Source organism: Haloferax sp. s1, assembly GCF_058382125.1.
The window spans coordinates 1-7,605 of record NZ_JBZRPK010000565.1 but is presented as its reverse complement, the minus strand read 5'-3'; the positions used below and the strand labels follow the sequence as shown (position 1 = coordinate 7,605).

10 protein-coding genes are annotated in these 7,605 nt (G+C 61.8%); 7 read left to right on the top strand and 3 right to left on the bottom strand.

The window, feature by feature from the left end; genetic code table 11:
- The 5 genes from QT222_RS10525 to QT222_RS10505 all read left to right on the top strand — a co-directional run.
- A partial coding sequence (locus QT222_RS10525; RefSeq protein WP_491477141.1) for an AAA family ATPase occupies positions 1-875 on the top strand: 875 nt, incomplete at its 5' end.
- Between the two features lie 221 nt (positions 876-1,096).
- Positions 1,097-1,570, top strand: a complete 474-nt coding sequence (locus tag QT222_RS10520; RefSeq protein ID WP_004059425.1) for a pyruvoyl-dependent arginine decarboxylase — start codon at positions 1,097-1,099, stop codon at positions 1,568-1,570.
- Between the two features lie 117 nt (positions 1,571-1,687).
- Positions 1,688-2,575, top strand: a complete 888-nt coding sequence (locus tag QT222_RS10515; RefSeq protein WP_491477140.1) for a sensor histidine kinase — start codon at positions 1,688-1,690, stop codon at positions 2,573-2,575.
- Positions 2,576-2,662: 87 nt separating this feature from the next.
- On the top strand, positions 2,663-3,046 hold the full coding sequence (locus QT222_RS10510; RefSeq protein ID WP_004059428.1) for a DUF5811 family protein: 384 nt from the start codon (positions 2,663-2,665) through the stop codon (positions 3,044-3,046).
- A 222-nt stretch (positions 3,047-3,268) separates the two neighbouring features.
- A complete protein-coding gene (locus QT222_RS10505; RefSeq protein ID WP_004059429.1) occupies positions 3,269-3,430 on the top strand; it encodes a hypothetical protein in 162 nt (53 codons plus the stop codon).
- Positions 3,431-3,456: 26 nt separating this feature from the next.
- Here QT222_RS10505 and QT222_RS10500 read toward each other — a convergent pair whose 3' ends face one another.
- On the bottom strand, positions 3,457-3,765 hold the full coding sequence (locus tag QT222_RS10500; RefSeq protein WP_004059430.1) for a DUF8015 family protein: 309 nt from the start codon (positions 3,763-3,765) through the stop codon (positions 3,457-3,459).
- A 130-nt stretch (positions 3,766-3,895) separates the two neighbouring features.
- Positions 3,896-5,698, bottom strand: coding sequence for a translation initiation factor IF-2 (infB, locus tag QT222_RS10495; protein ID WP_491477139.1), 1,803 nt, complete (start codon positions 5,696-5,698; stop codon positions 3,896-3,898).
- Between the two features lie 192 nt (positions 5,699-5,890).
- Here infB and QT222_RS10490 point away from each other — a divergent pair, with 192 nt between their 5' ends.
- Both QT222_RS10490 and QT222_RS10485 read left to right on the top strand, forming a co-directional pair.
- Entirely contained in the window at positions 5,891-6,136 is a 246-nt protein-coding gene (locus QT222_RS10490; RefSeq protein ID WP_004059432.1) for a PRC-barrel domain-containing protein, read from the top strand.
- A 7-nt stretch (positions 6,137-6,143) separates the two neighbouring features.
- Positions 6,144-6,602, top strand: a complete 459-nt coding sequence (locus QT222_RS10485) for an NOB1 family endonuclease (protein WP_004059433.1) — start codon at positions 6,144-6,146, stop codon at positions 6,600-6,602.
- 17 nt (positions 6,603-6,619) lie between these two features.
- On the opposite strand, the gene QT222_RS10480 is transcribed toward QT222_RS10485, so the two are convergent.
- Positions 6,620-7,357: a CPBP family intramembrane glutamic endopeptidase gene (locus tag QT222_RS10480; RefSeq protein WP_491477138.1), complete on the bottom strand. Its 738-nt coding sequence runs from the start codon at positions 7,355-7,357 to the stop codon at positions 6,620-6,622.
- Positions 7,358-7,605: the final 248 nt, after the last annotated feature.

Below are 7,605 nucleotides of genomic sequence, written 5' to 3'. Positions count from 1 at the left end.
GCTCGTTAGCCGGCCCGACCGTCACAGACGACGAGACGGATGCGCGGGCGGAGGAGGTGGAAGTTGTGGCGCCGACCACCGTCGGCTCCGACGACTTGGCGGGTATCGACGAACAGGTTCGCGAAGTCCGCGAGGCGGTCGAACAACCGCTCGAAAACCCCGAGATGTTCGAGGAAGTCGGCATCGACCCGCCCGCTGGTGTGCTCCTCTACGGTCCGCCGGGGACCGGGAAGACGATGCTCGCGAAGGCCGTCGCCAACGAAACGAACGCCTCGTTCATCAAGATGGCCGGCTCCGAACTCGTCCAGAAGTTCATCGGCGAGGGCGCGCGACTCGTCCGCGACCTGTTCAAACTCGCGGCCGAGCGTGAACCAGTTGTCATCTTCATCGACGAAATCGACGCCGTGGCCTCCAAGCGGACCGACTCGAAGACCTCCGGCGACGCCGAGGTCCAGCGGACCATGATGCAGTTGCTCTCCGAGATGGACGGCTTCGACGACCGCGGCGAGATTCGCATTATCGCGGCGACCAACCGCTTCGACATGCTCGACGAGGCGATTCTCCGCCCCGGTCGGTTCGACCGTCTCATCGAGGTCCCCAAGCCCGCCGTCGAAGGACGTCGCCGCATTCTCGATATCCACACCCGCGATATGAACGTCGCCGACGACGTGAACCTCGACGCGCTCGCGGATGAACTCGACGACTACTCCGGTGCCGATATCGCGTCGCTCACCACGGAAGCGGGGATGTTCGCCATCCGCGACGGCCGAACCGAAGTCACCGGCGTTGACTTCGATGCGGCCCACGAGAAACTTACGAACGTCGAAGAATCCGGAACGGGTCCCATCACCGGATTCACCGACTACCAGTACTAACACGTCTGCGTCTGCGTTTTCGACACCGGTTTCGGTTCGCTCGTCGGTGTTTCGGTAACTCGTCAGATAACTGCCGCTGTTATTGAGTCGGCGGTGCCGCGCCACCTATCTATGGAGTTTCGTCCGTCAGAACCGTTCGATATAGAGATATTCGCGGCTTTACTCTCACTCCGGGAGCGCTCATTCGTAACCCCCTTTTCCACCGACGCGAGAGTTCGGGCATGAACACGATTCGCGTCGTCCGCGGGGTCGGAACCGCCCCGACGGAGATGGCCTCCTACGATGCCGCCCTCGCCGCGGCGAACATCCACAACTACAATCTCGTCGCCGTCTCCTCGGTCGTCCCCGGCGACGCAACCGTCGAGGAAGTCGAGGTCGCACCCGACCTCGGCCCCGCCGGGAACCGACTAACCGTCGTGCAGGCCCGCCAGACGACTTCGACCCCCGGTGAGACCGCCGTCGCCGGTCTCGGCTGGGCGACCGGCTCCGGTCCGGGACTCTTCTACGAGGCGACCGGCACCAACGAATCTGCCGTTCGAAAAGCGGTCGTCGACGGACTCGACGCCGGGAAAGGGCTTCGTGACTGGTCGTTCGACGACGAACAGGTCGCACTCACCACGGCGGAACACGAGGACGACGGCTACACGACCGCGATTACGGTCGCAGCCTACGGGCAGAGCGAATCTATCTTCTGAGTCAGGATTCTCTGCCAGTTCCCGCCCTGAGTCCCCACCTCGAATTATGTGTCTCTCTCCCTGACATTCTCGAGCGTTGACCGACGTACTCATCAGGCGGTGTGAGAATCCTCACTCATGAGTGGGGACACACGCTCCGACCTCTCACCCGGTCGAGTAGCACTTATTTATGCCGCGTTCGGCTTTCTGTGGGTCGCCACGAGCGACCAGGTGGTCGCGAAGCTCCCCAACCAAGTCGTTCTCCAGACGGTGAAAGGGTGGTTGTTCGTCACTATCTCCGCGGTTCTCGTCTATGTCCTCGTCGACCGCAGCCACTCCAAACTGAGCCGAACGACCTCGCGACTCGAATCGACGCTCTCGCATACGAGCGTCCTCCACCGAATCCTCCGACACGACATCAGAAACGCCTGCATGTCGATTTTGGGCTACGCCGAACTCATCGAACCGCAGGCGGACGCCCCCGAAAGTGTCGACCCTGTCGAAGCGATTCGAGCGCGTGCGAACCGGTTGGTCGAGGTGAGCGACGAAGTCGCACTCCTCCGTAGCGTCGAGTTAGCAGAGGGGACCGAAGTCGAAATTGACCTCTCCTGTGCGGTTGGCGATGCCGTCAAGGACTTCCGAACTGAACATCCACGTGTGGATGTCTCGGTGACAGCACCGGCAACACTGGTGGTACAGGCACACCCGGCGCTGCCACGAAGTATCACGGAACTACTCGAAAATGCCGCCATCCACTCGAACGGCGACGAGACAGCCGTCGATGTCACCGTGCAAAAAACCGCTGAAACGGCGCACGTCACTATCGTTGACGACGGTCCTGGTATCCCGGGAGCCGAACGCGACGCGCTCGACTCGGGGACCGAAACGCAACTGAGTCACACGAGTGGCGTTGGCCTCTGGTTGGTTCGCGCCATCGTCGATGCGTCCGGTGGGACCCTCGATATCGAGACCGGGGACGACCAGGGCACAGTTGTGACCGTCTCGCTCCCCTGTTCGCCGTCGTAGGCACGCCGTCTTCGAGTTTCGACGTGCGGCACCCGACCCTGACCGACGACGCCTTTTTACACGTCCTTCCCGTAGCCCAGACGACTGATGAACGGGAACAACCCATATGCGGGCGCTCCCGGCGTACCTGGTGCCGGTCAGCCGTCGCAAGACCGCGAACTGACCGTCGAACAGATGGACTCGCTCCGGCGAGCGGTCGCCGGTATCGTCTCCCGGACGGAGTCGTATCTCCCCGAGGGGTTCGCCGTCGGGTCCGAACTTTCGACCGGGTCGGCCGGCCCACTAGCTACCGTCGCCGTACATCCTCCTGTCGGCCACCCCGTCAGCGCCGGGTTCTCGCCGAACGCCGACGACCTCGACGCTGGACTCACTGACGAGGACCGCGACGAAGTCGCACGTGGTCTCGCCGCCAGCGCCGCGTTCCAGGTGATGAGCGCCGTCGGCGACGACCTCACGCCCGCAGCTCGATAACAACGTTTGCCTCGCCCCGAGCGCACGCGGTGATTACTGGTGTCGGCTGATTTCCTCACGCCGACTGACTTCTGCCCGTCCCTGCCAGCCGGCTGACTTCTGTTCGTCCGGCTGATTTCCCCACGCCGAGTCTCGGCTACCGCTTTCTGTCGCCGCTTTGGCGCGCTATCACCGTACTAGAATCAGAACAATGCACTTTACGGATGGGACCGTAGGTGTGATATGGTTTCTCGTGTCGACTACGCGGACGAAATCGGACCAACGGCTATCATCATCGTCGGCCTTGTGTTGGTCCTCATCCCTGAACCGGCAACGTCCACCTTCGGCGCCGGATTAATGCTGTTCGGCGTGGCGTACTGGTTCTGGGAGTGGAACCGCCCTTGAATCGACAGCCGAGGACAACTGGTTCGTTAGACACTTCCGCGGCGACGATTTCGCCGAGCGTTGTCGCGGGTGTGCGATTTCCGCCCATCGAGTGACACCTCGGTCGCACTCGATGCTGGTGCCGTCGGCGTCGTCGGCGCGGCGACGAACAATCCGTAGGCGAGGACGGCGACCGAGATGAGACCGCTCACACCGACGACGAGCGAAATCGGAAGTTCGGTGAGCATCCCGACGGTGACGCCGAGGAAAAGCGGGAGCGGGAGCGTCGCGAGGATGGCGTCGTACCGCGTTGGCTCCGAGACGATGCTGTCGCTATGAGTTGTTTGTCTGCGCATGATACCACCATCAGACAGGTACGAACGTGAGAATATTATTCGTTTCGGCGCGCACAGCCATCTAACCCCGTACATCGGAGGCGTAGGTCGCAAACTGGATGTGTGGGGTGCAGACTGGACGCGTGAGTCGTTATTTGCCCCAGAAGGGGTCGCGACGGCGGTGCTTTTCGAGATAGCCCGAAAGTGCCTCCAGTTCGTCGGTCGGAATGTCGTCGCGGAGTTCCTGTTCGAGAATCTTCGCGTGCTTTTCGGGGAGTTCGATCCAGAGTTCGTCGCCCTCGTCTATCTGGCGGCCGACGGTCGGGCCGTCGATAGCGACACTGACGCGAGAGCCGGCGCGGGCGCTCGATACGTCTTCACCCTGTTCTTGAATCCCCGAGAGTTGGCCGACGCGAGTCGGCTCTCCGTCTTCCCACTTCATGACGTTCATGTTGTTCTTTATCGTCCCGGCCATGATTTCGACGCCGACGACGGCGGGGTTGTTCTGGCGGAAGACGTGGTCTTTGAGGATGCGGAAGCGACACGGTCGGACGATTTTGTCGAGAATCGTCTCCTGTTGGGCGCGCTTCATCTCGTCGACGTACTCCTTGTACTCATCGACGAGTTGGTAGATAACGTCGTCTTCGAACAGTTTGACGTCGTTTCTGTCGAGTTCGTCTTCGGCGTTCGAGAGCACGTCCACGTTGAATCCGAGGATGACCTCGTGCTCCGGTTCGCGGGCGGTCGATGCGACGGCAACGTCGCGCGGGGCGACGTCGCCGACTTCGGCGCGGAGGATGGGGACTTCGGCCTCTTGGAGCGCGTTCGCCATTGCTTCGAGGCTGCCGAGCGTGTCCGCCTTGACGACGACACCCTCCTCTTCGGTGGTAACTTCGATGTCGGCAAGTTCGGCTTCGACCTCGCGGATGACCTCGTCGGTGTCGCGGTCGCCGACGACGCGAACCGGCGCACCGGCCATCGCGTCTTCGAGGTCGGGAGCGGCGATTTTGATACCCGCCGCGGCGCGGACTTCGTCGACCTTGTCGAACCGCTTTTCAGTTCGGATTTCGGCGTTCGGTCGAGGCTGGAGGAGCGCGCGGACTTCGGTCACGATGGGGTCGTTCGCGCCGCCGACGACGATAGTGTCGCCCGCGTGAATCGTCCCGTCGTAGAGGACCACGTCGAGGGTCGCACCGAATCCGCGTTCTTCCTTGACTTCGAGGACGGTCCCGGAACCGGGACCGGCCACGTCGATGGCCATCTCGTCTTTCATGTACCGCTGCGAGAGGCCCATGAGAACGCCGAGGAGGTCCGGAATCCCCTCGCCGGTCAGCGCGGAGACGGGGACGACACCGATGTTCGACTGGAAGTTCTGGACGCGCCAGTAGAAGTCGGACGAAAAGCCCATATCGGAGAGTTCGCCGATAATCTCGTACAGTTTTTCGTCGAGTTTCGACCGGGCGCGCTGGGACTGCGCCTCGTAACTCTTCTGGATGGGTTCTCCCTCCTGTGGGTTCCATCCCGGTGTCGTGTCGATTTTGTTCGCGGCCACGATGAACGGCGTTCCCGTTCGTTTGAGGATGTCGATTGCCTCCTCGGTCTGTGGCTGGAAACTGTCGTTTACGTCGACCACGAGAATGGCGATGTCGGCGAGAGCACCACCACGCGAACGAAGCGTGCTGAACGAGTGGTGTCCCGGCGTGTCGATAAACAACAGTCCCGGCAGGTCGAAGTCCTCGGGCTTGACGAGGCTGCCTGCCATCTGCGAGACTGTGTCTAACGGGACCGCGGTCGCGCCGATGTGCTGGGTGATGGCACCGGCTTCACCCTCGCTGACGGCGGACCCGCGAATCTTGTCGAGAAGACTCGTCTTCCCGTGGTCCACGTGGCCGAGGACGGCCACGATAGGTGTGCGAAGCGTATCGGATTGTGACGTCGAATCAGTGTCGGACATGGAGAATCGCCCCGGAGAAAGCTCTTACCGGAATCGAGTCGGTGACTCAAGTTAAGTCCATCGTCACGCCCGTACGCATGGAAACCAAATTCTAGTGTGACAATTGTTATCGTAATAGCTCGCTGTTGACGCGTCGGTCGCTCGTCAGACGTGCCCGTGTCGTTTATGTGAACTGGCGAGGAAGGAGTGTGTATGGCCGACATACTCGCCGAGAACCTCTCCGGAAAGGCCGTCATGGGGTCGGACGGAACGGAACTCGGGATGCTGTACAACATCACGATGAACATGAAGTCGGGAGAACTCGACGACCTGCTCGTCCGACCGAACGAGGAAGTCGCCCCCGGCCGCGTCCCATTCGACCAAGACGAAAATGGTCGATTCCGCATTCCAGTGAATCGCGTGCAGGCAGTCAAAGACTACATCGTCGTCCAACGGTAAGTTTTCAATGCGGATCCTCGACGCTTCTGCTTTCATCCACGAGTATCATACCGAAGACGAGACGGCTTCGATTCCGCTCGTCAAGGAGGAACTTACCGGCGAGCATGCCTTCCGCTTCGACGCCCTCGAAGGCGCTGGCATGTACGTCCACATCCCCGGACAGGGTACCGTCGATAAGGTACTTCGAGCCGCTGGCAAGACCGGCGACAGGGATGTGCTCTCCGAGACCGACGCGCGTCTCATCGCCGCCGCGTTCGAACTCGATGCGACGCTCGTCACCGACGATTACGCGATGCAAAACGTCGCCGAACGGCTCAACGTCGCCGTCGAAGTCATCGCACAGGACGGCATCGCCGAGCAACGAAACTGGAAGTTCCAGTGCCAAGGCTGTGGACGCGAGTTCGACGAGAACAAAGACCGCTGTCCCATCTGTGGGATGGACCTGTCGCGGAAGAATCCGGCGTAACCTATCGTTCGCGCGTTTTACGCCAGCCCGGTCGCCTGCGCGTAACTCACCAGGAACTGCACCGCGTTGAACAGGCCGTGGACGACCGCGGCCACGAGCAAGTTCCCACTTTTCTCGTAGACGACCGCGAGCACGCTTCCGAGGAGGAACACCATCGCCAGCGAGACGTACATCCCTTCGCCCGAGAAGGACCACAAGTGAATCGACGCGAACACGAGACTCGACAGGGCGATGGCCGGCATCGGACCCCAGAGTCGGCGGAGTTCGCCGAAGGCGATGCCGCGGAAGATGAGTTCCTCGGCGGGGCCGACGAGGACGATAGTGACGACGGTGAGATAGAGGAAGTACACCGGACTTTCTCGGCCTTGTTGCGCAATGACGCTGTTACCGCTCTGGATACCGAGGACGTTCATGAGCGCCGTTGCACCGAGATAGACGCCGACGACGGCGACGAGGCCGCCGCCAATCCAGAGTAGGTCACGTCGGGTCGGCCAGTCAAAGCGGACGAGACGCCAGTCGTCACGGGCCGCGAGGTAACCCACGCCGACGACACCGAACCCGACGAACTGTCCGGCGCTGGAGAGCGCGCCGACGAGCGGGTCCGTCTGTGGGAGGAAGTTGATTGCAAATCCTTTTGCGAGTGACCCGAATGTCGCGCCGACGATGAGCGCGAGGGCGACGACGATGATGATGCCACCGTACGCCTGGAGGTGGTCTCCGGGGGACCCGGACGCACGGGCGGAGTCGTGTGCCATTGGCCTTTCTTCGTAATCGTGTCGGATAACCGATTCGGGTCGATTACGATTTTCATTCGGCACCTCTGGATTTGAACCCCGTTGACCGCTGGGGACGTGGTTATGGCTGGCTTTGGTTCGAGAGCTGACGACGACACCTCAAAAGCCCCCGCGGCGAGCGCTCGGGGGCCTCCGTGCGCTCCTCGGCCTTCGGCCTGCGGTGCTACTGTCGGCCGTCTTCCTCGTCGACGCGGCCCCGTTCAGTCCAC

What these genes read in the sequence shown, in the direction of transcription:
- QT222_RS10510 (WP_004059428.1), top strand. Translation starts at nt 2,663, where the DNA reads ATGAACGGGAACAACCCATATGCGGGCGCTCCCGGCGTACCTGGTGCC.
- QT222_RS10500 (WP_004059430.1), bottom strand. Translation starts at nt 3,765, where the DNA reads ATGCGCAGACAAACAACTCATAGCGACAGCATCGTCTCGGAGCCAACG.
- QT222_RS10520 (WP_004059425.1), top strand. Translation starts at nt 1,097, where the DNA reads ATGAACACGATTCGCGTCGTCCGCGGGGTCGGAACCGCCCCGACGGAG.
- QT222_RS10515 (WP_491477140.1), top strand. Translation starts at nt 1,688, where the DNA reads ATGAGTGGGGACACACGCTCCGACCTCTCACCCGGTCGAGTAGCACTT.
- infB (WP_491477139.1), bottom strand. Translation starts at nt 5,698, where the DNA reads ATGTCCGACACTGATTCGACGTCACAATCCGATACGCTTCGCACACCT.
- QT222_RS10485 (WP_004059433.1), top strand. Translation starts at nt 6,144, where the DNA reads ATGCGGATCCTCGACGCTTCTGCTTTCATCCACGAGTATCATACCGAA.
- QT222_RS10505 (WP_004059429.1), top strand. Translation starts at nt 3,269, where the DNA reads ATGGTTTCTCGTGTCGACTACGCGGACGAAATCGGACCAACGGCTATC.
- QT222_RS10490 (WP_004059432.1), top strand. Translation starts at nt 5,891, where the DNA reads ATGGCCGACATACTCGCCGAGAACCTCTCCGGAAAGGCCGTCATGGGG.
- QT222_RS10480 (WP_491477138.1), bottom strand. Translation starts at nt 7,357, where the DNA reads ATGGCACACGACTCCGCCCGTGCGTCCGGGTCCCCCGGAGACCACCTC.